We start from the raw sequence: 25305 nt of genomic DNA on the forward strand, positions 1-25305 counted from the left end.
CGGTCAGGTCTCCTTGCAGAACTCGCCGATGGGGATGCCGACGTGCCGCTGCTCGGTGGCGACGTACCCGAGCAGCTCGTCACCCCGTTGCAGCTCGGTGACGTTGCGGACCTTCCCGCCGGGGCCGAGCACCCGCACGTGCCAGTCGTCCTGCACGGTGAGGCTGACCTCCACGCCTTCCGGCGAGTGCGCGGTGATGGTGAGGATCGGGCGGGACTCCAGCTTGGCCCGGCCCACGGTGAGCGTGCGGGTGCGACCCTCGGAGTCGACGGCCAGCACGGTGCCGCCGGAACGCAGCTCGGACAGGTAGTTGGTGCGGTTGTCCGGCCCCAGCACGTACGAGTGCAACGCGCCCGCGTTCACCCGGAACGGCCTGGTCGGCATGTACGGCAGCGGGTGGGTCTCGCTGCAGCACAGGATGAACCCCGACGAGTACGACCCGACGAGGATGCCCTCGTCCTCCCGGAAGTGCGAGCACGTGTCCACGCACACCCGGTCGCCGAGCCCGTTGTGCGTGATGCCGTCCACGACCAGCGTGGTCAGGGTCAGCGGCGCGGTCCTGGTTTCCAGCAGCCGGGCCAGGTTGAACACGTCGGCCGCGTCACGGGGCGCGAGCAGGACGCCGTCCGAGCCGTGTTCCAGCACGTCCAGCACGATCGCGGCCTCCTCCAGGTCCGCGACCACGGTGACCAGCTCGCCCGCCGCCCCGTCGGCGGCGGCGATGACGATCTCCAGCGGGATCTTCGTCGGGTCGGTGAACGCGACGATGGTGTGCTCCAGCTTCACCGCCGCCGCGCAGGCCAGCTTCAGCGTGCGGTCGTCGCGCACCTGGACGAACGCGGCGGTGGCGGCGAGCCGGTCCAGCCGGTCCTGGTCGTCCACGACGGCGACGACCAGGTGCGGGCTCTCCGCGGGCTGGTCGGTGACCAGCACGCGGGTGACCGTCGGCGGCAGCGTGTCCAGCAGGGCGGGGTCGTCGGACACGATCCCGGCCAGGCGGGCGTGCACGGCGGCGTCGACCACGGACTCGCGGTGCGCCTCGGGGACGGTTCGGAGGTCGATCCAGGCGAACTTCACGCCAGACTCCAATGAAGGGGGACGAGAGGGGTCACGACACGACGCCGGCCACGGCGTGCACGAGGTCGGCGTGGTGGTCCACGTGGATCACCGACGCGAGCTCGGCCACCAGCGACTTCGGCGATGGCGAGGTGAACACGCGACGGCCGACCGCGAGGCCGGCGCAGCCCGTCGCCATGGCGTCGCGGGCGTGGTCGACGACGCTGCCGCCGGTGGCCGGGCCGCCCGCGACCAGCACCGGGATCGGGCAGCTCGCGATGACCTCGGCCATCCGCGGCACGGGCAGCGCGAGGTTGGTCTTGACGATGTCCGCGCCCAGGTCGACGGCGATGTTGACCACGTGGGCGAGCAGGACCGGGTCCTTGGGGTCCGCGATGCGCGGTCCGCGCGGGTAGACCATGGCGATCAGGGGGACGTTCCACGCGTCGCACGCGTTGGCGATCACACCGAAATCGGCGAGCTGGCGCTCCTCGGTGTCGGAGCCGATGTTGACGTGGACGCTGACCGCGTCCGCCCCCAGCCGCAGCGCCTCCTCCACCTCGCCGACGAGCACCTTGGCGTTGGTGTCGGCCGCGTGCGCGGTGCCCGCGCTCAGGTGGACGACGAGCGCGCAACCGCCCAGCAGCAGCGGGTCTATCGTGCGTACCCGTCCTTTGTGGACGATCAGGGCATCGGCCCCGCCGACGACGACCGACCGGATCAGGTCGTGCCACCGGTCGCGCGACACCACTGGACCATCCGAAACGCTGTGGTCCAGCGGGACGAAGAGGTACCTGTCGTCACGCGGGCGGGAAAGCCGTCGCAACCGCAACGCTTTCCTCATGTCGCTCACACCTCCTGGGGCGTCGTGGCGGCGGCCATGGAGCAGCGTGGTGTAACCCGACTCTTGCGGGGAGGTGGCACCTGGCGATAACTCCTCAGTTATGCACCTGTTGGAGCATCGGAGGGCACCGGATCCTCGACGCAGAGTCAACCCCACACACACGCTCGGTCGGTGTTCGGCGCGCGGGTTTGCCCTAGGCTGCGGAAGTGCACATGGAGCTCAGGCACCTCCACGTTGTGCTGACCGTGGCGGAAGCGGGCAGCATCAGCCGGGCCGCTTCCTCGTTGAAGATCGCACAGGCCGGTCTGACCGCGCAGCTGCGCCGCATCGAACGCGGCTTCGGCGGTCCGCTGTTCCTGCGGCGCACCGACGGGGTGGAGCTGACCGAACTCGGCCGCCACGTCGTGCAGCGATCACGTGACCTGGTGGAACGGTTCGACGACCTGCTGGCGACGGCGCGCAGGATCGCCGCCGAGAGCGGCAGCCTCGGCCTGCGATTAGGCGGCGTGGCAGGCTCGCTGACCCCGCTGCTGGTGGGGGTGGTGCGCGACCTGCTGCCGAGCCAGCCGCAGACCACGCACATCGAGCGCAGCTGCGACGCGGTGCTGGAACTGGTGCGTTCCGGGAAGCTCGACGTGGCGCTGGTGGTGGAGTTCCCGCAGAGTCCTCTGCGGATTCCCGAAGACGTGGACTGCCGTCCGGTGGTCACCGAACCCATGCTGGTCGGCATCTCGACAGGACACCGGCTCTCCGCCCGCACCGAGATCCGGCTGTCCGAACTGGCCGACGAGGAATGGGCGGTGCCGGAGGAGAACTACGGCGGCGGGAGGCTCAACCTCCACCTCGCCTGCGAAGCCGCCGGCTTCACCCCCCGCTGCGTGCACTTCGGCGTGGACCCGACCTCGGCCGCCGAACTGGTGCGCTCCGCGCACACCGTGGCCTGCTTCTTCCCCACCGGCCAGGAACTACCCGGCGTAGTCCTGAAACCGATCGTCGGCAGCCCCGTCCAACGCCGGGTGAACCTGGTGTGGCAACGACAATGCGCCGCCGCCGAGTACATTGAGGACATCCACGCGGCACTGCTGAGGGCCTACCAGGAACGCGTCTGGGCCCAAACCCGCAAACTGTCCAACACAGGACTCACCGCAGCCGCCAGCTGACCACCTCGGCCGACCCCGCCGAGCACAGCACACGCCAAGGCCCGGCCGCGCCACGCGCACACCCCAACCCCTGCCCACCCAGCTCAAGGGCCTTCAAGCTCGCAGAGCTTGAAGGCCCTTCCAGGATCCTTGGCGGCCTGCCCGTCCGGCGAGGACGCTTTTACGCTTGTGGACGCCGCCCACACCCCACCCCGCAGCGCTTCACTCCTCATCCCGAGCCGCGAACCGCTCCGCCATCTCCAGATCCCACCAGGCGGCGAAGAACTGGAAGTCCTCCTCCGACCGGTTCACCACCTGATGCTCCTCGTACGGCCGGAAGTGCACGACATCCCCGGCCGCGAACGGCACCACGCCGTCCGCCGTGACGATCTCCGCCACACCCGCCACAGCCACCCATACCTCGTGCTCCCGGTGCCCATGGGTACCCGACTCCGCACCCGGCCGCACCACGCACCAAGACCCGTCGAACGGGGCGTTCACCAACGGCCACGGCATCAGCCGCCGCGCCACCAAGCCCTGGTCGCGGACCGGCTCGTCCGGGTCGAGCCTGCGGATCTCCATGGCCTACGCGGTCCGCGCGGGCACTGCCGACGATCCCATGCGCTCTTTCCCTCTTCCTCTCACTTCCCCGCGACATCCCGGAAATCGCCGCGCAGACTATCGCGACGCGCCGACCCGGCGGCAACAGTTCGTACCCGAACAGCCCATCGGAAAAGCCTATCCCGCTCGACGGAACGCCGATCAGGCCTTCCGCAGGCAGACCCCCAGCCGCTCCCGCGCATCCGCGTCCTCGACCACCGCCAACACCCTCCGGTATTCCACCGCCGCCTCCCCGAACCGACCGACCTCCTCCAACACCACCCCCCGGTTGAACCGCACCTCGGCCCGCACCTCGGCCCGGTCCTCCAACGCCACCGCCCGGTCGAGGTCCGCCAACGCACCCTCCACCTGCCCGGCCTCGAACCGCAGCTGCCCCCGCAACGCCCACCCGGCCGCGAACCCCGGATCGATCCGCAACGCCGCCGACACCGCATCGACGGCCCGGCCCGAGTCCCCGCCCTCCGCCGACAACCGCCCCTGCACGCACAGCAGGTGCACGTTCTCCGGGTCGATCGCCAACCCGGCCCGCACGTCGTCCCAAGCCCCGTGCGAGTCCCCCACCTCGCACCGCAGCCCGGCCCGGTTCACGTACGCCGCGAGGAAACCCGGGTCGAGTCGCACCACCCGGTCGAACTCCGCCAGCGCCCGCCGCACGTCACCGAGCTCCACCCAGGCGTCGCCGAGGTTGTAGTGCACCTCGGGGAACGGCGGCGACAGCAGGATCACCCGCTCGAACGCCGCCACCGCCTCCTCCACCCGCCCCAACCTCCGCAGCACCACGCCGCGGTGGAACTCGTGCTCCCAGAACCCCGGATCGACCGAGGTGTTCGCGCTGTGCTCCGCCAACGCCTCCTCCAACAACCCGGCTGCCGCCAACGCCAACCCCCGGTTGACCCGCAACACCGACCGCAGCAACGGGTGCTCACCGGGATCCAACGCCCGCCGCCCTTCGTCGAGCAGCCGCAGCGCCTCCTCCACCTGCCCGTCGCCCAGCTCCACCAACGCCATCCCGTTGCGCACGAAAGCCGCCTGGAAGCCGCCCCCGTCCGCACCCGCCAGGCCGACCGCCCTCTTCATCCACTCCCGCGCCAGGTCGAACCGCGGCCCCCGCACGTGCAGCATCGCCGTGCCGTAGGCCAAACGCAGGTCCTGCAACGGGTTCGACGCCAACGCACGAGCGGAGTCGTAGACCGCGCCCGCCTCCTCCACCCGTCCCGCCGCGCTCAGCGACGATCCGGCGGCTTCGGTGAAATGCCACCACTCCGGCGATCCCGGCGCCACCAGCGACCGACCGCGCAATCCCAACTCGGCCGCGGCGTGGTACAGCCCGACCTTCCGGCAGTGCCCCAGCGCGTGCTTCACCGCCTGCACCCCGGACACACCCGGCCTGCTGCCCCGCGCCGCGTGGAACGGGATCGCGCCGAGCGCCAAAGACTGCTCCCCCAACGCGTACAACTCCGCACACCGCGCATCGTGCCGCCGCGCACGCTCCTCGACCGACAACGCCTCGTACGCCGCCGGCGCTCCCGGATCGTCGGTAGTACCGTCACTGCCGACGAAGTCCCCGCCATCGGCCGGACCCGCCGCCACGTCCACCAGCCGGGCGAACGTCGGCAACACCTCCGTCAGCGACACCGCCACCTCCCCCGGCGGATCCACCAGCGGCGAGAAGTCGGTGCCCAACACCAACGTCAGCCGGGGAAGGTCCGGACGCCGCAACAGGACCGCCAGCAACTCCCGGTCCGTCGGGTCCGCGTGGTGCACGTTGTCCACGACCAGGGTCCGCGGCACATCCCCGAACGAGGCCAGGTAGACCCGCAGGAAGTCCGCGATGCCGTTGGCGATGTCACGGGTGTGCAGCCGCGAGTAGTAGCGCATCCGCTGCGCGTCCCCGACCGTCCACTCCAACGTGCCCCACGCCGTGGGCACGTTCACCGCCAGTTCGGGCGCGACCGTGGCGATCTCGGTGTTGTGCCGTGCGGCAAGCTCCGGGCAGCGCGTGAACGCATCCTCCGCGACAGCGCGCAACAACGATCCGCCGGCGGTGTACGGACCGCGCAAACGCCGGTGCGCGTCCACGGCCGCCAACAACGGCGGCAGTTCCATCCCGGCGCGGGCACGCCTCCGATCAGCGGCGCAACGGCCCCGGACCCACAGGTGGTCGGCCATCTCAGCCCGCCGGTGGCGGGAAGACGCAGCCGACCTCGGCCGGCGGGACGGGTCCGGACAGGCGGATCCTGATCTTCTTCATCCTCGGTGGCACGGAACCTCCACGGAAAACGGCGCGGAGCGGCCGACTTTAGCCCCGAAAAGCCCGGAAGAGCAGAGTCCTCATTCCGCATCCATAAGCCGGGGCAATAGCTACTCCGAATGCCGCAGCACGCTTTCCACTTCGGTCCGGAAAGCGTTGACGCCGTCTTCGCCCGCCGGCGCGCCGTGCGCCTGGAGCAGGTGCAGCAGCGCCACGCCGTTCGCCGACCGGTGGGCCAGCGCGCGGAACGAGAACGCCGCCTCGTACACCGCGATCGCGGTGGCCAGCGCCGCCGCCACGGTCGCCAGGAACCCCCACAGCGCACGCCGACCGGGATCCGCCACCGCCACCGCACCCAGCGCCCCCGCGCCGGTGTACAGCAGCACGGTCCCGACCGTGGTCCACCGCCGGGCCGACGAGTACCGGGCCTGGGCGTGCTCGAACCCGGCCAGCCGCTCACCGACCCGGTGCCTCAGGTAGGCGCGGAGGAACTGCTCGCGGTGGTCGTCGACCAGGCTCATGGCTGCTTCACCGGTTCGTGGCGGTGCCGGGCCACCTCGGTCGCCAACTCGCGCAGGCGCTCCTCGCGCTCGGCGCTGTCGGCGGCCGGCGGCGCGGCCAGGTGGTCGAAGTACAGGGCACGCAGGTGTTCGGCGCGGATCCGCGCCTCGGGGTTCTCGCCGTTGCGGGACAGCACCGCCAGCACCGCGGCCCCCGCTCCGGCGACGGCCAGCAGCACACCCGGCCACGGCACGTCCCGCAGCCAGACCTGCAACGCGGCGAACGACGTGGTGGCGAACCCGGCCGCGATCGCCAGCACCACCAGCAGCCGGGCGCGCTCGCGTTCCCGCAGCGCCGCCACCTCCTGCTCGTGCAGCACGGGCGCGACGACCTGGTTGGCCTCGTGGATGGCGTCGGCCAGCAACGGGTAGTCCAGCACGTAGCCGGGGTCGATCACCGGGTGCGGCTCCGGCGCGCGGAACCGCAGTTTCGGCCACACCGCCAGGGGCGGCACTGCGGCGTGCAGCTCGGAACCGGGTTTCGCGCCCAACACCCGGTGCAGCACCGCGACCACCCGGTCCGGCCCTTCGTCCAGGTGCACCACCGCCACCTGCCCGCTGCGCACCAGCACGGCGAGGTCGTCCGCCGAAGCAGCACCTGCGTCCGAAGCAGCACCTGCGTCCGAAGCCGCGTGCGCACCCGCACCCGCACTCGAAGCCGGAGCCGGAGCGACACTCACAGTCGAATCGGCACCCACAGCCGCATGAGCACCCACACTCACAGCGCCATCCGCCCCGGCAGCACCACCCACAGCGTCGCCCGAACGCGCGCCTGCACGCGCACCCGACCCCGCACTCGTACGCGCAGCCGCACCCGAACCCACGCCCGCACTCGTACCCGGACCCGTGCCCGCGCTCGTGCGCTCAGCCGCACCGGGACTCCCACCCGCGACCTCGTCCGCCAGCCCGCCCGTCCCCGCCAGCACCAGCAACGGCCGGTCCCGGCTCAGGTGGTCGACCAACGCGGCCCGCGCCACGTCCCCGCCGCCGATCAGCAGCGCGAGCGCGGGGCGCCGGGCCCCCGCGATCGCGTCGACCGTCCGGAACAGCGCGGGCACCTCCTCGCCCCAGTGCGAGCCGGGCACCAGCACCGCCGTGTCGTGGTTGGCGTTCAGCCGCACCTCGCCCTCGGCGGGCTCGCCCTCGTCCGCCGCGACCCTGCCCGACGGCGCGACACCGACCAGCCGGGGCCGACGGCCGTCCAGGGCCTCGGTGGCCAGGCCGACCAGGTGGGTGATCCCGGTGTCCGCGCCCGCCGTCACCACGACGGCGTCCCGCTGCGCGGCTGCGGACAGCACCGCCCGCAGCACCGGCAGCACGGACGCGGCGAGACCGGTCTCCAGCGCGCCGGTGGTGCCGAGCAGGGCGAGGACGGGGCGCGACCGGGGCAGGCCCAGGGCTCGCGGCCTGATGTCGGCGTCGGGGTGGGCCAGCCGGCGCACCCGCGGTCCCGCGGTTGACATGCGGGCGACCCTAGCGCCGGCTCACGCGAATATCACCCGTCCAGGTGGCGGTTTTTCGCCGGGTAGGCTTTTCACCGTGCAAATCGACCCTGCCGAGATGGAAATCGCCCTGCGGGTGCTCGCCCAGGTGGACGAACTCCCCACCGAGCACCCCGACGTGGTCGCCATCCGCCGGGCCACGTCCAGCATCTACAAGAGCGTGCGCAAGCGCCGCAAGGCCGCCCGCCGGGAGGCCGTCACGACCGCCGACCGCGCGGTCACCGAGTCGACCGCGACCGGTTCGCCGACCCGGATCGACGACGAGACCAAGGGCATCCTGCTCGAGGAGCCCGCACCGGGCACCGTCGTGGGCACGCTGCTGCGCGCGCGGTCCTGCTACACGTGCAAGCGCCGGTACACCGAGGTGGACGCGTTCTACCACCAGCTCTGCCCGCCGTGCGCCGCGCTGAACCGCAGCAGGCGGGACGCGACGACCGACCTGACCGGCAAGCGGGCGCTGCTCACCGGCGGCCGGGCGAAGATCGGCATGTACATCGCGCTGCGGCTGCTCCGCGACGGCGCGCACACCACCATCACCACCCGGTTCCCGCGCGACGCCGTGCGCCGGTTCGCCTCGATGCCGGACAGCGCCGACTGGCTGCACCGGCTGCGGGTGGTCGGCATCGACCTGCGCGACCCGGGCCAGGTCGTGCAGCTGGCCGACTCGGTGGCCGCCGCCGGACCGCTGGACATCCTGATCAACAACGCCGCGCAGACCGTGCGCCGGTCGGCCGGCTCCTACGCGCCGCTGGTCGCCGCCGAGAGCACCCCGCTGCCGTCCGGTCCGCTGCCGGAGCTGGTCACCTTCGGGCACACCGTGTCCGCCCACCCGATCGCGCTGACCAGCGGTCTGGCCGAGGCGGTCCGGGACACCCTGCCCGACGTCACCGCGCTGGCGCTCACCGCCGGGTCCACCGACATCGACGCGGGCGGCCTGGTGCCCGACGAGCACCCGGTCAACAGCTGGGTGCAGCGGGTCGACGAGGTGGACCCGCTGGAGCTGCTGGAAGTGCAGCTGTGCAACAGCACCGCGCCGTTCATCCTGATCTCCCGGCTGCGCCCGGCGATGGCCGCCTCGCCCGCCCGCCGCAAGTACGTGGTGAACGTCTCCGCGATGGAAGGCCAGTTCAGCCGCGCCTACAAGGGCCCCGGCCACCCGCACACGAACATGGCCAAGGCCGCGCTGAACATGCTGACCCGCACCAGCGCCGAGGAGATGCTCACCACCGACGGCATCCTGATGACCGCCGTCGACACCGGCTGGATCACCGACGAACGCCCGCACCCCACCAAGATGCGGCTCGCCGCCGAGGGCTTCCACGCGCCCCTGGACCTGGTCGACGGCGCGGCGCGGGTGTACGACCCGATCGTGCGCGGCGAGCTCGGCGAGGACATCCGCGGCTGCTTCCTGAAGGACTACGCGCCCGCGCCGTGGTGATTCCGTCCACTGTGGAAAGTAGCAACGGGTCTGGGCCATCCGGGTACGGCCGGCGACGAATTCGGCCCCGCGTGCGACTCTCCGTCGGTAGGCTGACGGGATTCGCCGGGCGTGGGGGTGGGCATGGGTCGCGGGCGGGCGGGTCGCGCCGTCATCCTGCCGTGCGTGACCTCGTTATCCCGTGCGGCGTCGACTCCCCCGGCTTTCCGCTCAGCCGTCCGTGACCGGACGGCTACCGTGCGGCTCGCGGCGGTGGGCACCCCTCAACACGACCCGTTCACCGGCGCGCCGGCGTTCCGCACCGCTCTGCTCGACACCGGGCGGTCGAGCGCGTTCGCCCACGTCATCCGGCACGAACGGGTGATCCCAGGCCGCGCAGGTCACGCTCCGCGCACGGGGGGCAGCGGCCTCCGGCACACCCCGCGCGACGACGCGGCCACTCCCGCCCCCCGCCCGCCGACCCGCCGGTCCGGGCCGAGGGCGACATGACCACGTCGCGCCGGCCCATCAACCCGTTCCCGCTGCCCGGCTGGGAGCGCACGCCGATGCGCCCGCTGCGGCCGTGGGAGCGCAAGGGGCACCGCGACTACTACGTGGACGTGGACGGCGCGGCGAGCGCGTTCCAGGAGTTCCAGCAGGAGATCGGCGACCTGACCGGCCTGCTGGAGGACGGCCGGCTGGTGCTGGTCACCGGCGACTCGGGGTGCGGCAAGACCGCCCTGGTCAACCGGTGCGCCGACTGGACGGTGCTGGAGCTGCGCAGGCGCGGGATGCGCGGCGTCGTGGTGGACCTGACGGGGTGCCTGCCCGAGGACGAGGAGCTGTCCATCCACGAGCGCACCGTGCACGTGTGCGACCAGCTGTTCGACCAGCTGGTCGACGCGCGGGCGATGCGGCAGGACGCGGAGGAGGCTTTGCGCGGCGACCGCGACAACCCGCAGCGCATCTTCCCCCGGCTCAGCCGGGCGCTCAACGACGACGTGGTGCTGGTGGTGCTGCTCCCCTCGCCGAACGAACTGCTGGACGAGGTGGTCCGGTACGCGCGCCAGCTGCGCAGCCCGCGCGTGCTGTTCTTCGCCGAGTCGGCGTTCTTCGACCCGGACGACATCGCCGAAGTGGTCCGGCGACTGGAGTCGTGGGTACCGCCGATCACGTTGCTGGTCGGAAAACTGGACGACGGAGATCCGGAACGGTTCGCGGACGACCGGCTCGTCCGTCACACCGAAGTGGGAATTTATCCACAACTGAGTGATGAGGCGGTCGAATTGCTGAGCAAAATCTGTCAATCGGTCGCCATGCTGCAACGAATACTGCACGGGACGTACGAGCGAAAGCTCGAAGCCGGCCTAAGCTACACCGAAGCCGACCTGGTGACCGTGGACGACATCCGGGCGTACCTGAACGGACTGGGGATGCACCCATGAGCGGCAGCGACGAACTCCCGCCCCCGCGGAAGAACCCCTTCTCGCCGATGGCGGTCGCCCTGATCATCGAGGACTTCCAGGACGACTTCGACTCGGCGGACGTCACCATCGCCACCGACGCCGGCCGGCAGGCCGTCGCGCACCTGGACACCTACCTGGAGGCCGAGCCGGGCACGGGCACCGTGCTGGCGATCCTGGGCGACTACGGGACGGGCAAGACGCACCTCGCGGTGCGGCTGGTGCGGCACGCCCGGCGCGTGCTGGACGACCCGACGCGCGCGCTGTACCTGGAGGCGACCGCGGAGAGCTTCGTCGAGCTCTACCGGCGGTTCATGCGGCGGCTGGGCCGGGAGGGCGTGCGGGCGCAGGTCAGCGACTACTACGCGGACATCGTCGCCGACTCGCTGCAGAGCACCGGGCTGACCGCCGACACGCTGGAGTGGCTGGGCAGCAGGCAGTTGGAGCCGCAGGAGGTCGTGGAGCGGCTCGGCCTGATGGAGAGCGCGCTGCTGCGCAAGGTCCAGGACACCCTGCGCGAGGTCACCAACAACAAGGACTTCGGCACCGCGCTGACCCTCCTGCTGCGACCGGGTTTCGAGCACGCGGTGTGGTCGTGGCTGCTGGGCGGCGCACCGGACCAGGTGCTGGTGGAACGCGGCATCACCACGCCGATCGACACCGAGGTGGCGGCGCTGGAGGCGATGGGCGTGTTCGCCCTGCTGTTCGGCGGCAGGCAGCGGCGGTTCGTGCTGGCCGTGGACGAGCTGGACAAGATCTTCTCCGCGGACAACCAGCCGCAGGCCCGGACCATGGCCGCGTTCCAGACGATGTTGCAGGTGTTCGCGAAGGCCGGCGCGTGCCTGGTGCTGTGCGGGCTGCCGGAGTTCAAGGCCGTGCTGTCGCCGGCCGTGCGGCAGCGCATCCCGTACACGGTCGGGATGTCCGGGTTGAGCCACGCGCAGGTGCGCGAGTTCATACTGCGCGCCCAGCAGGCCGTCACCGGCACGAAGACGCTCGCGCCGTTCACCCCGGAGACCGTCCGGTACCTGCGCGACGTGGCCGGCGGCAACACCCGCAACGTGGTCCGCCTGTGCCACCGGGTGTTCCGGCTGGTCGACGACCGGGTGCGGGAGACCGGCGACCAGGACGTGACGGCGACCGACGAGATGGTGCGGCAGGCGGCCCGCGACCTGTTCGGGTCGTTGAGCGCGGACGACCTGGACGGCGCGGTGCGCCGGTTGTTGGACGCCAACGGCTGGGAGTACTGGCACAACCACCTGCTGGGACCGGGCGAGGAGTCGCTGGCGGACTACTGGGTGACCTTCCCGGACCGGGACGGCGGGTGTGCCGTGCTGCTGACCGGGTCGCTGCTGGACAACGCCGACGTGACGACGGTGATGCGGCGGGTGTCGGCGGTGCGCGAGGCCGAGTCGGACGCCGAGATCGTCCTGCTGGTCAACGGGGTGCTGACGGACGGTGTCGCGATCCAGTTGCGGGAGCCGCTGGGGCGCGAGCCGCTGGTGTACTCGGAGCGGACGTTCGCGGACGACTTCAAGGCCCTGGTCGGGGCGACCGGCCGGCCCGTGGAGCGGGATCCGATGTCGGCGTTGCAGCAGCGGATGGGGCAGCTGTCGCGGCAGCAGTCGAGCATCTACGGGTTCATCGAGCAGCTGACCGAGCACGTGGACGGCGTGCGCACGTCGTCGGACCGCCAGTTCGGGATGATCGGCCGGCAGTTGGCGCTGCTCATCGGCTCGGCCCCGGCCCGTGCGGCGGCGGACAGCCGGTTGCCGGGCGAGGTGGAGCGGCTGTTCCGGGACGCGGTGGACGCGCTGGAGGGCCTGACCCAGGTCGACATGATGCTGGACGAGGCGTTCGACTTCGCTCCCGCGCAGACGCAGGAGGCCGTGCACCGGCGGTTGCGCACCCAGGAGTTCACCGACGCCGCGGGCAAGGCGATCTTCATCCAGAAGACCGTGCTGGCCTTCCGGGGAGCGGTCGCCGAGTGGTACCGGGCGGGGGACGACTCGGCGGAGGCCGAGGACCGGCTGGAGCGGCTGTGCGGGATCTACGACGACATCGTGGAGTTCCTGCCGTTGTTCGACCTCGACCCGCTGTTCGGGTTGCCGCCGTGGAGCGCGCGGAGCGGCGGGGGGCTGGTGGCCGACGTCAACCAGGTCGCTCGGCGGAACCGGGTGCACGAGGCACTGCGCAACCTGAGCCCGCGGGTCCGGCGAGCGGTGCTGAAGGCTTCGCACACCAACTGACGCCGGTGGGGTTCGCTGCCGAGGTTCGCTCACAGGACAGCGAGGTCGCTCCCAGGGGCGTGCCGGCGGGGATGGCGACGAAGTCCGCTGTCGGGCGTTGCGGCCGGGGGTCGCGGCGACCGGCGACCGGCTACCGAGCCCGCTCCACCCGCCGGAACGCGGCGGGCGCCAACGGAGCCGGCACCCGCGGCCTGCTCGACACCGGCACCGACGGCTTGCCGGCCGCGGCGAGCCCGCCGACCCGCACCCCTGGCGGCTGCAACCGGTCGTAGGCGCCGTTGGCCAGGGCGTGCAGCAGGTTCACCACCACGACCGCCGGAGCCACCACGGCGATCGCGCCGGGGAACTTCGGCTCCAGCAGCAGGGCCAGGATGATCGCCGTCAGCCCGTTCTGCTGCCCCAGGCACAGTCGCACCCGGTCCCCGCGCCACCGCCGGGGCACCGTCAGCACCAGGGCCACCACTCCCTGCGACAGGAACGCCGCGGCCCCGAGCAGCGCGCCCACCACGGCCAGGGCCCACGAGAACTCCGCCGCCAGGACCAGCCCCACGGCCACCGTGGCGGCGAACAACCCGACCTCGGCCAGCCCGTCCACGCACCGCCCGAGGTCCGGCCGGAAGAACAGCCCGATCAACGCCAGCGCCAGCAGCAGCGAGAACTGCACCGCGACGAACCCGACGGCCAGCACCGCGAGCACCAGCGCGGTCCGCACCAGCACCCGCCCGAGCCGGCCCCGGTCGCCGGCGACGTGGCGCCGGACCACCCGCCACACCACGAACGCCCCGCCGGCCAGCGCGAGGTTCAGCAGGAAGTTGACCGAGAACGCCCCGAACCCGCCGACCGCCCCGCCCTGCAACGCGAACGACGTGATGTAGACCGTCAGCAGCACGGTGATCGGGTCGTCGAACGACGCCCACGCCGACAGCAGCGCCTTCGCCGACGCCGACATCCGCGACTTGGCCCGCATCGCCGCCACCGACAGCGGGTCGATCTGCGCCACCGCCACCGCCAGGATCAGGTGCCACGGCTCGCGGTACACCAGGTACATCACACCGAAGATCAGCACGACCTTCGCCAGCACACCGAGGGTGACCGCTATCACCACGGTCCGGAACTGCCTGCGGAATTCGGCGATTTCGATCCCGCTCGTACTCGCATAGAGGCCGAAGCCGAGCAGTGCGGTGATGAAGAATCCATACGCCGCGGATTCGTCGACGCCCCGGAGCCCCCATTGCGCGGCTACGAACCAGCCCACACCGAGGGCGGCCAACAGGGCGACCGAACGGACAGCAGGCGTCACCATTCCACGGTAGGTAACCGCCGTACCGGTATCAAGGCCCGAATGGAGTGAGCCGTGCGGCCAAAGCGGACATTCGATCATCCGCCTCGCCGACCCGCGACTGGTCGATGGTCACCCCGACGACGTATTCCCCGGGTCCGAGCCGGTAGTAGTAGATCGCGCCCATCTCCACGTCCAGCACCGCCCGCACCAGCAGCCCGCCGACCACCGGCCGCACCGCCCGGTTGAGCCGGGTGGCCAGCCCGCCCAGCTCGCGCGCGAACCCGAGGTAGAACCGCCGCCGCGCGTCCACCGTGATCTGCTTGAAGAACGGTCCCAGCGCGGGGTCGTCGAACCGGTCGGCCATGGTCTGCACCTCGCCACCCGCCACGTGCGCCACCAGGTGCAGGTCCTGCGCCCGCACGGCGTCCGCGCACGACGCCGGCGCGCCCACCGCGACCGTCACGTGCGGCTCGCCCGGCTCCGTGCCGGTCAGTGGCCGGGGAGCGCCGAAGGTGGCCCAGCCGCCGGGGTTGAGCGAGCCCAGGCTCAGGTCGGCGCGCAGCGCGGTGGCCAGTTCCGCCACCGCCCGGTCGGCCTCGTCCACCGCCGGGTGGCCGAACAGCGGGCCCGCGCCCGCGTGGTCGAGCACCAGGCCGACGACGTGCTCGGTGGGCACCACGGAGTCGCAGAACAGCGCGCCTTCCTCGGTGTGCAGCACGGTCCGGATCAGCCGGCCGGTGCGCGCCTCCTGCAGCGCCCGGTCCAGGGCGGTGGCCTGGAACGTCAGGTGCCGGCCCAGCCGCTTGAGCTCCTCGCGCCGGGTGCCGCCGGGCAGCGCGTCGGGCGCGGTCGGCGGCTCGCCCAGCGCGTCCACGCCGAAGTCGAACACCCCGTTGCTGTAGTGCGCGAGGTAGTGCAGCGCGGGGCTCTTCACGATCGCCGCGCGGCAGGCGTGCCGGGTGGTGTCGAACTCGGGGCCCAAGTGCTCGGCCTCCTCCTCGTACAGCTCCACGCTGCTCCCTCCTGCGCGCTCAGGTGTGCGGGATGTCGACATCGCACTCCCGCCAGTCCTGCTCGGCCGGGTGCGCCGCGATGCGCAGGTTGTGCGCGGCCACGGCGGTGTGCGGGTGGTCGGTGCCCAGGAACTCGACGCAGTCGGCGTGCGCCTCGGCGATCAGCACCGCCGCCCGGTCGGTCTCGCCCGCCGCCGCGCGGACCCGCGCCTCGTCGACGGCGGCGGCCAGCGTCCACGGGTGCGTGTCGCCCAGCCGCGTCCGGAGGGTCTCCGCGGCCACCGCGACGCAGTCGACCGCTCCGGTGTGGTCGCCGGCCGCGCGCAGCGCCAAGCCCAGCCCCAACCGGCACAGCGCGATGAACGGGTGGTGCTCCAGGATGCCCTCCAGCCCCTGGAACCCGGTCAGCGCGGTGCGCGCCAGCTCCACGGCCAGCTCCGGGTCGCCGCCCACCCGCCGGTGGTCGGCGGCGAAGCTCAGCGCGCAGCCCAGCGTGTACGGGTGGTCGGGCCCGATGACCTCGCGGTAGTCCCGCAACGCCTTGCCGGTGCGTTCCTTCGCCGCCCGCGTCCGGCCGGCCAGCCGCAGCGCGATGGCGTAGTTCCAGTACACGCCGATCTGCGTCCGGTTCAGCTCCGGCCGCAGGCTCTGCAGCTTCTGCGACGCCCCGAGCAGCGCTTCCAGCGCCTCCGGGTAGCGGCCGAGCTCGCGCTGGTAGAGCCCGATCTGGGCGAGCGTGACCCAGGTGAACTCGTCGCGTTCGCCGAACAGCCGCTTGCGCCGGCGGAAGTTGTCCTCCTCCAGCGCCAGCGCGCCCGCCGCGTCCCCGGACAGGAACATCGACGCCGCCAGGTTGTTGGCCGCGCGCCGGGTGTCCGGGTGGTCCTCGCCGAGCACCGACCGCAGGCCCTCCCAGGTGGCCTGGTCCTCCACCAGCGCCTCGGTGAACAGGCCGAGGCCGCGCAGGTCGCCGCCCCGGCCGCGCGCGGTGATCAGCGGCTGCGGGTGGGTGAGGTCGAGCGCGCGGCGCTGCCGGGCCAGTGCCAGGTCGTCCAGCCGCAGCGCCTCGGCCGCTTCGCCGAGCACCCGGTGCACGTTGGCCAGCTGGGCGGCGAGCCGGTTGCGCAGCGGGTCGTCCGCGCCGAACCGGTGGGTCCACGACTCCAGCAGCTCGCGGCCGGGCTCCAGGGCGGCCCGGCGCACGCCCGCGCCGCCGTCGGTGAACAGGAACCGCACCTGGTTGACCAGCCAGCGGCGCACCTTCGGGTCGCCGCTGCGCACCGCGCCGGACGGGAACACGTGCTGCTGCAGCTCCTGGAACCGGACCCGCCGGGTCTCGGACTTGTCCTCCACCTCGGTCGGCGCGTAGGCGGCGAGCGCGGCCAGCACGTCGGCCTGCCGGGCTTCCCGTTCGGCGGGCGCCATCCCGGCGCGCAGCGCCCGCTGCACGACCCGGTGCAGCCGCAGCGAGTACTGGTCGCCCCAGTCGACGCGGAACAGCCCGTGCCGCGCGCCGGCCCACAGCACCCGGTCGACCTCGCCCGCGTCCAGCTCCAGCGGCGCGGCGTCCACCCCGCCGACGGCGACCAGCCGGTCCAGGAACGCGGGCGAGCGCACCAGGCCGAGCGCCACGCCCTGCGGGGACAGGAACGCGCACAGCCGGGCGAGCAGCACGCAGACCCGGCCGATCCCGTTCTCCCGCAGCGACCCGGTCACCACGTCGACCACCCGGTCGACACCGTCCGCTTCGGACCGGGCCAGCCGGTCGAAGAACGTGCGCACCGCCCACGCGGCGGAATCCGCGTCCGAGGAGCCCGCGCCGCGCTCGACCCGCACCGCCTCGGCGAGCCAGGAGCCGGCCAGGTCCAGCGCGAGCGGCAGGTGCCGCACCTCCGCCGCGACCCGCCGGGCGTCCTCGACACCCAGCCCGCGCACCCGGTCCAGCAGCAGCGCCACGCTGTCCGCCGCGACCATCGGCACCAGCTCGACCGACGGCGCGGCGGCGGCGTTCGAGGTGATCAGCACGTGGCCGGTGGTGCCCGGCGGCAGGAGGTCGGCGATCGCGTCCAGGTCGTCGGCGTTGTCGTAGACGAGCAGGAACCGCGCGTAGGACGGGTCGGTGGCCAGCCGGTCCAGCACGCTCAGCGAGCCGAAGTCGGTGGAGCCGGGCAGCCGCAGCCGCACGGCCAGCTCCGCCAGCCCCACCTGCAGGGACTGCCGGTCCTGGGCGGACAGCCACCACACGGCGTCGTAGTCGGCGGAGAACCGGTACGCGTACTCCAGGGCCAGCTCGCTCTTGCCCACGCCGGGCTCGCCGTTGAGCGTCACCACCGCGCGCTCGTCGCCCGCGTCGGTCAGCTCGTCGCGCAGCGCCTCGATGTCCGCGTCCCGCCCGACGAACGCCTGGTGGCGCGGCGGCAGCCGGAACACCACCGGGTCCGAACCGGGGATGCGCATCGGCGCGTCGTGCGCGGTGCCGGGCCGGTCGATCAGGCCGAAGTGACCGAGCAGCTTGGCGCTCAGCGTCTCCGGCAGGTGCTCGTGCACCGACAGGCCGCCCGCGTCGCCCTCCTCCAGCAGCAGCCGCAGCACGGTGCCGCCCGGCGGCGGCTCGACCTCGCCCAGGTGCGACGACACCAGCACCACCACGCCGAAACCGTCCCCGCTCGCGACCTCGGCCGGCGGCACGACCTGCGCGCCCGCGCGCTCCAGCTGGCCGCGCACCCAGTCGGCCCAGGCACGGTCGTGCGGCGCGTAGACGATCGCCACCCGGTCCGGGTCGGCGGCGGCGTCCAGGCCGAACACCCGCCGGTAGCGGGCGCGCAGCAGGGGCGGGACGGGCGCGCACACGCCGACCGTGCCACCGCTGACCGCCGCCGCGAGCCGGCCGTACTGGGCCTCCAGACCGCCGCCGCCGCTGGGTTCCTCGGCGAGGATCGCCAGCAGCGGGTCGAAGGCGTCGAACGGCCGGTACGGGATCTCCACCGTGCCGCCGTCCGGCACGCGCTTCGCCTGCCCGGCGAGCAGTTCCGCGAACGCGGCGTGGATCTGCGAGCGGATGCGCTGCGCGCGGGACTGCTCGGCGTCGTCGAACAGCGTGGCCACCGGCACCACGTCGATCCGGATCGGCGCGCGCTTGCGCACCTGTGCGGCCAGCTCCGCGGCGTCCGCGATCGCCCTCGGGCGCGGCCGGAAGCACACCACGGCCAGCTCGCACAGCGTGGCGATCAGCGTCAGCGACTCGTCCGCCATCCCGGTGGGCGCGTCGATCAGCACCTGGTCGTACTCCGACTCGGCCAGCCGCGCCCGCAGCTCGGCGATCGCGCCCGCGTCCCCGTGCCGGGACTCGGGGCGCGGCCGGCCCGCCGCGTCGGTCGGCATCGCGGCCACCACGTCGATGTGGCCGACCGCGTCCGGCACGGGCAGCGCGAACCGCTCCACGACCGGCGGCGGGTCCTCCTCGCGGGCCGGGTCGGCGAGGTAGGCGGCGAGCAGCGCGCGGCCCAGCGCGTCCGGCAAAGCCTGGCGGGACACCAGGAACGGCTCCAGGTACTCGCGCACGCGCGGCACCTCCGAGCCCCAGTCCACCACCAGCACCCGTTGGCCCGCAGCGGACAGCACCCAGGCGAGGTTCGCCACCGCGCTGGTGCGCCCGGTGCCGCCGGTCGCGGACAGGAACGCCGTCACACCGGTGTGGCCGTGGACCGCAGGGCTGCTCATCGACTGCTCCAGATCGGCGGTGTGGAAGGGAACCGCGGCGATCGTCCCCCCACTCGGACGGCGGCTACAGGGAACTCTCGAAGGCCGCGAACCGGTTGGGCATCTCGGCGTTCTCGGCCAGGATCCGGTGCAGGGCGGCGCGCAGCGCGGTGTCCGGCAGCTCGGCCAGCCGGGCCAGGTCGATCCCCGTGACGTCGAGGAGCTCGGACTCCAGGACGGGTTCCTCAGCCATCACGCCATACCCCCTCACCGCAAAGCTGCGGGGTTGTCCGCAGTGCGCACAACCCCATCCTAGTGCGCGGCAACGGGCAATGCGGGGAATCCTCCGATTGGCGGAAGTCGCGGCCGGCGCGATGTGTTTGGTTTGTTCGGGGGCTGATGGATCGGGGGGTGCATGGAAGCGCGGCCGTTCCGCCAGTTCGTGGTGAAGGTGCACAGCCGCTGCAACCTCGCCTGCGACTACTGCTACGTCTACGAACTCGCCGACCAGGGCTGGCGTTCCCGACCGCGCGCGATGTCGCCGGAAGTGGTCGCGCGCACCGCCGAACGGGTGGCGGAGCACGTGCGCGCGCACCGGCTCTCCGAGGTGGAAGTCGTGCTGCACGGCGGTGAACCGCTGCTCTTCGGACGTGCCCCGGTGAAGTCGCTGGTGCGCCGGTTCCGGTCCGCGGTGCCCGCCCGGGTGCGCTTCTCCGTGCAGACCAACGGAACGCTGCTCGACCGCGATTTCCTGGACCTGCTCGCGGCGCTGGACGTGCGGGTCGGCGTGAGCGTGGACGGCGACCCGGAAGCCCACGACCGGCACCGCGTCCGCCCCGACGGAACCGGCAGCTGGGCGGCCGTGCGCTCGGCGTTGCGGTTGCTGGCGGGCGAGTTCCGCTCGGTTTACGGCGGCCTGCTGTGCGTCGTGGACGTGCGGACCGATCCGTTCCGGGTCTACGAGTCGCTGCTGGAATTCGCGCCGCCCGTCATCGATTTCCTGCTGCCGCACGGGAACTGGTCCACACCGCCACAAGACCGGATCAGCGGTTCATCGGACACGCCCTACGCGGATTGGCTGATCGCGTTGTTCGACCGCTGGTATGTCCGACCGGAAACACGGGTGCGGCTGTTCGAGGAGTTGCTGAACGTGGTGCTGGGCGGCCGATCCCGCGTGGAAGGCGTCGGGTTGACACCGACCGCGCAGGTGGTGGTGGAGACCGACGGCGCCATCTCCGCGTCGGACATCCTGGCGTCCTCCTCCCCCGCCGCCGCGTTCACCGGGTTGCACGTGGCCCGCGACGACTTCGACCGGGTGTCGGTCTCGCCGGAAGTCGTTGCCGCACAATCGGGCCTGGCCGGGCTGTCGGCGACCTGCCGGTCGTGCGCGGTGGTGTCGGCGTGCGGCGGCGGCCTGCGCGCCCACCGCTTCGCGGCCGACGGGTTCGACCACCCCTCGGTGTACTGCCCCGACCTGTACCGGCTGATCACCCACATCCGCGACCGCGTGGCGGCGGACCTGGCGGCGCTGGCGTGACGGTTCGGCCGTGGCGGCTGTCCGCCGAGGATTTCACCGCCCTGTCCCGGGGTGGGGGCGGGCCGCGGGCCGTCCGCGCCCTGCGGTTGGCGCGGCGCAGCCGGACGTCGTTGCTGGTCCGCATGATCGCGGCGGCACCGGCGGCACGTCCGGCGTACCGGCTGCTGGTGGACGCCGACCGCGCGTCGCCGGAGGCCGTGGCCCGGGTGCTGGACCACCCGTCGGTGGGTGCGTGGGCCACCCGCACCGCGCTGGCCCTGCACCGCGGTTCGCCCGCCTGCCCCGCCGAGCTGGCTTTCGTCGCGGCGGCGGCGGCCATCCGCGCCGGGATCGAACCCCGCGTCGACTTCCCGCCGGCCGAGGTGTTCTCGCTGCCGTCCCTGGGTGTCGCCGACCCGCGCACGCTGGCCTACGAGCCGTTGCCCGAGGTGGCGCTGGGTCCGCACGTGGTGCAGCTCGACGTGTGGGCGGGTGGTGGCGTGCCGTCCGGTCTGGCCGTCGCCGCCGAGGTGGACCTGGCGCGGTGGCGGCCGGCGCTGGTCGGTGCGTGGGACCTGCTGGCGCGTGACCACCCGGCGATGGCCGAGGAGTTCGCCGAACTGATCACCGTGCTGACACCGATGCCCGAGTCGCGTTCGGGCACGACCAGCGCGACGGTCGCGGACGCGTTCGGCTGCGTGTTCCTGTCGCCGGCCCCGGACGCGGAGACCATCGCGGTCACCCTGACGCACGAGGCCCAGCACACCAAGCTGGTGGCCCTGATGGACCTGTTCCCGCTGCTGGTGCCCGATCGGCGGGAGGTCTTCTACGCGCCGTGGCGCGAGGACCCCAGGCCCCTCGCCGGCCTGCTGCACGGCACCTACGCGCACCTGGGCGTGGCCGCGTTCTGGCGCACCCGGCCGGGCGTGGCCGCGCAGACCGAGTACGCCCGCTGGCGCTCCGCCGCGCTGAGCGCCGCCGAGACCCTGCTCACCAGCGGGAGGCTCACCCCCACCGGCCACACCTTCGTGACCGGGATGGCTTGCGTGCTGCGGCAGTGGTGCGCCGAGCCGGTGCACCCGGCGGCGCTCGACCGGGCCACCGCCGAGGCCGCCGCCCACCGCTCACGCTGGCAGGCGCGGGTCGCCGAGCACGGCTGACCGGGTGTCCGACCCGACACTCCCGCGACGCGCCGGGCGTGGTCCACGGGACTGGGCTGTTCGGCCGCGATACTGCGCGCCATGCTCACCGCCGACGGCCGACTGGTGCACTCCCCGGCGGATTTGGTGGACCTGTTGGAGTGCGGGCACCGCAGCCGGCTGGCGTTGGCTTCGGCGCTGGGGCTGCCCGGCGCCCCGCAGCCGGACGACCGGCGTGACGTGTTGGCGGCCAAGCACGGGATCGCGCACGAGCAGGCGGTGCTGGAGCGGTTCAAGGCGCGCTGCGACGTGGTCGAGATCGCCCAGCCGGCGCCGACGCACGAAGCGCTGAGCGAGGCCGCAGCGCAGACCCGGGCCGCGATCCGGGCCGGTGCGCCGGTCGTCTACCAGGGCGTCTTCTACGCCGACGGGTTCCAGGGCCGGGCCGACTTCCTGGTCCGCGGCGAGCACGGCTACGAGCCGCACGACGCCAAGCTCGCCCGGCACGCGACCCCGGCGGCCGTCGTGCAGCTGACCGCGTACGCGAACGCGCTGGGGTCGGACGCCGGGCCGGGGATGCACCTGCTGCTGGGCGACGACAGCGTCCGCACGTTCCGGGTCGCCGACTTCCTGCCGCTGGTGCGCAGTCTCGAACAGCGGCTGCACGAGCGAACCGGATCGGTGACGCTGCCGGAGCGGCTGTGGGACGACGAACGGCCCGCGTGCGCGACCTGCCGGTTCTCCCGGCACTGCGCGAGCGGCCGGGACCGCGACCGGGACCTCTCGCTGGTCGCCGGCATCCGCGCGGACCAGCGGCGCAAGCTGGTCGCCGCCGGGCTCGGCACGATCGACGCGCTCGCCAACGCCACTCGCGAGGACCGGCCGGCGACCATGTCCGCCGCGACGTTCACCGGACTGCGGGCGCAGGCGGCCCTCCAGGTCATCCAGGACGACTCCCGGACGACCGACGACCCGATCGGCAAGGTCGCCTACGAGGTCGTCGCGCCCGAGGCGCTGGCCGAGTTGCCCGCGCCGAGCCCCGGCGACCTGTTCTTCGACATGGAGGGCGACCCGTTCGCGCTGGCCGGTGAAGGCTTGGAGTACCTGTTCGGCGTCGTCACCCCGGAGGAGGAGTTCACACCGTTCTGGGCGCACACCCGGCCGCAGGAGAAAGCCGCGTTCGAGCGTTTCGTGGACTTCGCCACGCAGCGGCTCCAGGAGCACCCCGGCGCGCACGTCTACCACTACGCGCCTTACGAGGTCAGTGCGCTCAAGCGGCTCGCGGCGCTGCACGGGACACGTGAGGAGGCCGTCGACCACCTGCTGCGGTCCGGCGCGTTGGTGGACCTGTACGCCGTGGTGCGCAAGGCGCTGCGGGTTTCACAGCGCTCCTACTCGATCAAGTACCTCGAGCCGCTCTACATGCCTTCGACGCGCGACGGCGACGTGACGAACGCCGTGTCGAGCATCGAGGCGTACGAGGAGTTCCTGACCCTCAACGAACTCGACGACGTGGCGCGCGCCGAGGAAGTGCTCGACGGCATCGCGGACTACAACGCCTACGACTGCGTCTCCACGCGCCGCCTCTACCGGTTCCTGCTGGAAGTGAGGGCCGAGGCCGGGATCGAGCCCCACGTCCCCGAGAAGTCGTTCGTGGACGAGATCGACGACGAGATGGCCGCCCAGCGCCGGGCCGAGCGCGCCGAGCGGATGGCCGCGGTGGTCGACCCGCTGCTCGAAGGCCTGCCCGACAACCCCGCCGACTTCACCCCCGACCAACGCGCGCGAGCCCTCCTCGCGGCGGCCGTCGGCTACCACCGCCGCGAGACCAACCCGGCCTGGTGGGACTTCTTCCGCCAGGTGGCCGCGCCCCTGTCGGAGCTGGAGGCGGACAGCGCCTGCACCGTGCCGGTCTCGGTCCGGGCGGAGGACTGGACGATGCCGTCCGGCCGGGTGCGCAAGGCGAAGCGCGAGGTGCGGGTCCGCTGCGACCCGGACCGACCGCACCCGTTCACCCCGAACGAGCAGGTCCGACTGCTGTACCCCGGCACCCCGAACCGGACCCGGGACGCCGTCGTGGTGGGCGAGTCGGCCGAGGACATCGTCCTGGTCGAGAGCGTGTCGCCGGACGAGGTCGACGGCGACCGCCCGGTGGCCGTCCTGCCCGGCAGCCCGGTACGGCCGTCGCCCAAGGACGAGGCCGTCTACGAACTGGCACGCCTCGTCGTCGACTCGCTACCGGACCTGCCCGCGCACCCCGGCGTCGACCTCGTGCGGCGGACCCCGCCACGGGTGCGCGGCTCGTTGCCGCACGGTGACGACCTCATCGCCGACGTGATCGCGGCAGTGGACGCCTTGAACGGGTCCACGCTGGCCGTCCAGGGACCGCCCGGCGCGGGCAAGACCTACCTCGCGGGACGGCTCATCGCGCACCTCGTGCGCGGCGGTCGCAGCGTCGGCGTGACGTCGAACAGCCACAAGGCCGTCGAGAACGTGCTCAGCGCGGCACAGGCCGCCGGACGTGAACTGGCCGTGCCGATCCCGACCGCCAAACGACCCAAGGGCACTCCCGCGAAGGACTGCACCTGGGAGCAGCCGAGGGACAACCCGGCACTGGTCCGCTGGCGGAACGACCAGGGCGCCGGCCACCTGGTCGGCGGGACCGCCTGGACCTTCGCCAACGCCGCACTGCGCGAGCAGCCGTTCGACGTGCTGATCGTGGACGAGGCCGGCCAGTTCGCCCTGGCCGACGCGCTCGCGGTGTCCACGTGCGCGAAGAACCTCGTCCTGCTGGGAGATCCCCAGCAGCTGCCCCAGGTGGTGCAGGGGACGCACCCGGCCGGCGCGGACGCGTCGGCCCTCGGGCACCTCATCGGCGACGCCGACGTGATCCCGCCCGGACTCGGCTACTTCCTCGACCAGACCCGACGAATGCACCCCGACGTCTGCGAGCCGGTGTCACGGCTGTCGTACGCCGGCCTCCTGCACGCCCATCCCAGCACCGCATCCCGCGGCATCTCCGGCCTCAGGTCCGGTGTGTACGTGCGAGAGGTCGAACACCGCCACAACACCACCAGCTCGCTGGAAGAAGCGTTGGCGGTAGTGGACATCGTCCGCTCACTCATGGGTCGCATGTGGACGGACGGCTCCGACGCACGGCCGCTGGACGACTCCGACATGCTCGTGGTCGCCCCGTACAACATGCAGGTCCGTCTGGTGCGGCGAGAACTGGAACGCGTCGGCTGCGAACACGTCCGAGTCGGCACCGTGGACCGCTTCCAGGGCCAGGAAGCCCCGGTGGTCATCACCACCATGACCTCTTCCGCCGCCGTGGACCTGCCTCGCGGCCTGGACTTCCTGCTGTCCCGCAACAGGTTGAACGTGGCGCTGTCCCGCGCGCAGGGCGCAGCGGTCGTCGTCTGTTCGCCGCGACTGGTCGAAGCGGACATTCGCGGAGTGGACCAGCTGCGCCTGGTGTCCGGGATGATCGGCCTGCTGGAGGACGCCCGCCCCTGGCCGGCGGAGGCCAGCTAGAGCCATCGACGGCATCTATG

Annotated in this window: 17 protein-coding genes; 7 read left to right on the forward strand and 10 right to left on the reverse strand. The window is 72.6% G+C overall.

Translation table 11 applies throughout. The features are described 5' to 3' along the window. Positions 1-3: 3 nt before the first annotated feature. Both FHS29_RS28465 and FHS29_RS28470 read right to left on the reverse strand, forming a co-directional pair. A complete protein-coding gene (locus tag FHS29_RS28465; protein WP_184695805.1) occupies positions 4-1077 on the reverse strand; it encodes a 3-dehydroquinate synthase II family protein in 1074 nt (357 codons plus the stop codon). Between the two features lie 31 nt (positions 1078-1108). Then, on the reverse strand, positions 1109-1900 hold the full coding sequence (locus FHS29_RS28470; protein ID WP_184695807.1) for a 2-amino-3,7-dideoxy-D-threo-hept-6-ulosonate synthase: 792 nt from the start codon (positions 1898-1900) through the stop codon (positions 1109-1111). Between the two features lie 212 nt (positions 1901-2112). Here FHS29_RS28470 and FHS29_RS28475 point away from each other — a divergent pair, with 212 nt between their 5' ends. Next, positions 2113-3060, forward strand: coding sequence for a LysR family transcriptional regulator (locus FHS29_RS28475; protein ID WP_184695808.1), 948 nt, complete (start codon positions 2113-2115; stop codon positions 3058-3060). 201 nt (positions 3061-3261) lie between these two features. On the opposite strand, the gene FHS29_RS28480 is transcribed toward FHS29_RS28475, so the two are convergent. The 4 genes from FHS29_RS28480 to FHS29_RS37155 all read right to left on the reverse strand — a co-directional run bounded on the left by FHS29_RS28480 (position 3262) and on the right by FHS29_RS37155 (position 7934). After that, complete coding sequence (locus tag FHS29_RS28480) at positions 3262-3621, reverse strand: cupin domain-containing protein (protein ID WP_184695810.1); 360 nt, start codon at positions 3619-3621, stop codon at positions 3262-3264. A gap of 180 nt (positions 3622-3801) precedes the next feature. Next, positions 3802-5766: a tetratricopeptide repeat protein gene (locus FHS29_RS28485; protein ID WP_281391748.1), complete on the reverse strand. Its 1965-nt coding sequence runs from the start codon at positions 5764-5766 to the stop codon at positions 3802-3804. Between the two features lie 255 nt (positions 5767-6021). Further along, complete coding sequence (locus FHS29_RS28490) at positions 6022-6432, reverse strand: hypothetical protein (RefSeq protein WP_184695813.1); 411 nt, start codon at positions 6430-6432, stop codon at positions 6022-6024. After that, a complete protein-coding gene (locus FHS29_RS37155) occupies positions 6429-7934 on the reverse strand; it encodes a hypothetical protein (RefSeq protein WP_246440927.1) in 1506 nt (501 codons plus the stop codon). Before FHS29_RS37155 ends, FHS29_RS28490 begins: the two co-directional genes overlap by 4 nt. Positions 7935-8010: 76 nt before the next feature. Between FHS29_RS37155 and FHS29_RS28505 the strand changes: the two genes are divergently transcribed. The 3 genes from FHS29_RS28505 (at position 8011) to FHS29_RS28515 (ending at position 13102) form a co-directional block, all read left to right on the forward strand. Next, positions 8011-9411 carry an SDR family NAD(P)-dependent oxidoreductase gene (locus FHS29_RS28505; RefSeq protein ID WP_312865140.1) on the forward strand — a complete coding sequence of 467 codons (1401 nt, stop codon included), beginning with the start codon at positions 8011-8013 and terminating at the stop codon, positions 9409-9411. A 485-nt stretch (positions 9412-9896) separates the two neighbouring features. Beyond that, positions 9897-10835, forward strand: a complete 939-nt coding sequence (locus tag FHS29_RS28510; protein WP_184695815.1) for an ATP-binding protein — start codon at positions 9897-9899, stop codon at positions 10833-10835. Then, a complete protein-coding gene (locus FHS29_RS28515) occupies positions 10832-13102 on the forward strand; it encodes an ATP-binding protein (protein ID WP_184695817.1) in 2271 nt (756 codons plus the stop codon). The genes FHS29_RS28510 and FHS29_RS28515 overlap by 4 nt, the downstream gene beginning before the upstream one ends. A gap of 130 nt (positions 13103-13232) precedes the next feature. Here the strand turns inward: FHS29_RS28515 and FHS29_RS28520 are convergent, their stop codons facing one another. The 4 genes from FHS29_RS28520 to fxsA form a co-directional block, all read right to left on the reverse strand. Then, positions 13233-14402, reverse strand: coding sequence for a hypothetical protein (locus tag FHS29_RS28520; RefSeq protein ID WP_184695819.1), 1170 nt, complete (start codon positions 14400-14402; stop codon positions 13233-13235). Between the two features lie 31 nt (positions 14403-14433). After that, positions 14434-15396 carry a hypothetical protein gene (locus FHS29_RS28525; RefSeq protein ID WP_184695821.1) on the reverse strand — a complete coding sequence of 321 codons (963 nt, stop codon included), beginning with the start codon at positions 15394-15396 and terminating at the stop codon, positions 14434-14436. 19 nt (positions 15397-15415) lie between these two features. Further along, positions 15416-19117 (reverse strand): FxSxx-COOH system tetratricopeptide repeat protein, encoded by a 3702-nt coding sequence (gene fxsT / locus FHS29_RS28530; RefSeq protein ID WP_184695823.1) that lies wholly within the window; start codon positions 19115-19117, stop codon positions 15416-15418. A gap of 64 nt (positions 19118-19181) precedes the next feature. After that, the gene (gene fxsA / locus FHS29_RS28535) at positions 19182-19349 is read right to left on the reverse strand and encodes an FxSxx-COOH cyclophane-containing RiPP peptide (RefSeq protein WP_184695825.1); all 168 of its coding nucleotides are present in this window, start codon (positions 19347-19349) and stop codon (positions 19182-19184) included. 162 nt (positions 19350-19511) lie between these two features. On the opposite strand from fxsA, the gene FHS29_RS28540 reads away from it, so the two are divergent. The 3 genes from FHS29_RS28540 to FHS29_RS28550 all read left to right on the forward strand — a co-directional run bounded on the left by FHS29_RS28540 (position 19512) and on the right by FHS29_RS28550 (position 25285). Then, positions 19512-20633, forward strand: a complete 1122-nt coding sequence (locus tag FHS29_RS28540) for an FxsB family cyclophane-forming radical SAM/SPASM peptide maturase (RefSeq protein WP_184695828.1) — start codon at positions 19512-19514, stop codon at positions 20631-20633. Further along, positions 20630-21772: an aKG-HExxH-type peptide beta-hydroxylase gene (locus FHS29_RS37840; RefSeq protein WP_184695831.1), complete on the forward strand. Its 1143-nt coding sequence runs from the start codon at positions 20630-20632 to the stop codon at positions 21770-21772. The genes FHS29_RS28540 and FHS29_RS37840 overlap by 4 nt, the downstream gene beginning before the upstream one ends. Positions 21773-21853: 81 nt before the next feature. Further along, complete coding sequence (locus FHS29_RS28550; protein ID WP_221456752.1) at positions 21854-25285, forward strand: TM0106 family RecB-like putative nuclease; 3432 nt, start codon at positions 21854-21856, stop codon at positions 25283-25285. Positions 25286-25305: the final 20 nt, after the last annotated feature.

It is taken from the genome of Saccharothrix tamanrassetensis (assembly GCF_014203665.1).
Classification (GTDB): domain Bacteria; phylum Actinomycetota; class Actinomycetes; order Mycobacteriales; family Pseudonocardiaceae; genus Actinosynnema; species Actinosynnema tamanrassetense.

What these genes read in the sequence shown, in the direction of transcription:
- FHS29_RS28470 (WP_184695807.1), bottom strand. Translation starts at nt 1,900, where the DNA reads ATGAGGAAAGCGTTGCGGTTGCGACGGCTTTCCCGCCCGCGTGACGAC.
- FHS29_RS28475 (WP_184695808.1), top strand. Translation starts at nt 2,113, where the DNA reads ATGGAGCTCAGGCACCTCCACGTTGTGCTGACCGTGGCGGAAGCGGGC.
- FHS29_RS28480 (WP_184695810.1), bottom strand. Translation starts at nt 3,621, where the DNA reads ATGGAGATCCGCAGGCTCGACCCGGACGAGCCGGTCCGCGACCAGGGC.
- FHS29_RS28485 (WP_281391748.1), bottom strand. Translation starts at nt 5,766, where the DNA reads ATGGAACTGCCGCCGTTGTTGGCGGCCGTGGACGCGCACCGGCGTTTG.
- FHS29_RS28490 (WP_184695813.1), bottom strand. Translation starts at nt 6,432, where the DNA reads ATGAGCCTGGTCGACGACCACCGCGAGCAGTTCCTCCGCGCCTACCTG.
- FHS29_RS37155 (WP_246440927.1), bottom strand. Translation starts at nt 7,934, where the DNA reads ATGTCAACCGCGGGACCGCGGGTGCGCCGGCTGGCCCACCCCGACGCC.
- FHS29_RS28510 (WP_184695815.1), top strand. Translation starts at nt 9,897, where the DNA reads ATGACCACGTCGCGCCGGCCCATCAACCCGTTCCCGCTGCCCGGCTGG.
- FHS29_RS28515 (WP_184695817.1), top strand. Translation starts at nt 10,832, where the DNA reads ATGAGCGGCAGCGACGAACTCCCGCCCCCGCGGAAGAACCCCTTCTCG.
- fxsT (WP_184695823.1), bottom strand. Translation starts at nt 19,117, where the DNA reads ATGAGCAGCCCTGCGGTCCACGGCCACACCGGTGTGACGGCGTTCCTG.
- fxsA (WP_184695825.1), bottom strand. Translation starts at nt 19,349, where the DNA reads ATGGCTGAGGAACCCGTCCTGGAGTCCGAGCTCCTCGACGTCACGGGG.
- FHS29_RS28540 (WP_184695828.1), top strand. Translation starts at nt 19,512, where the DNA reads ATGGAAGCGCGGCCGTTCCGCCAGTTCGTGGTGAAGGTGCACAGCCGC.
- FHS29_RS28550 (WP_221456752.1), top strand. Translation starts at nt 21,854, where the DNA reads ATGCTCACCGCCGACGGCCGACTGGTGCACTCCCCGGCGGATTTGGTG.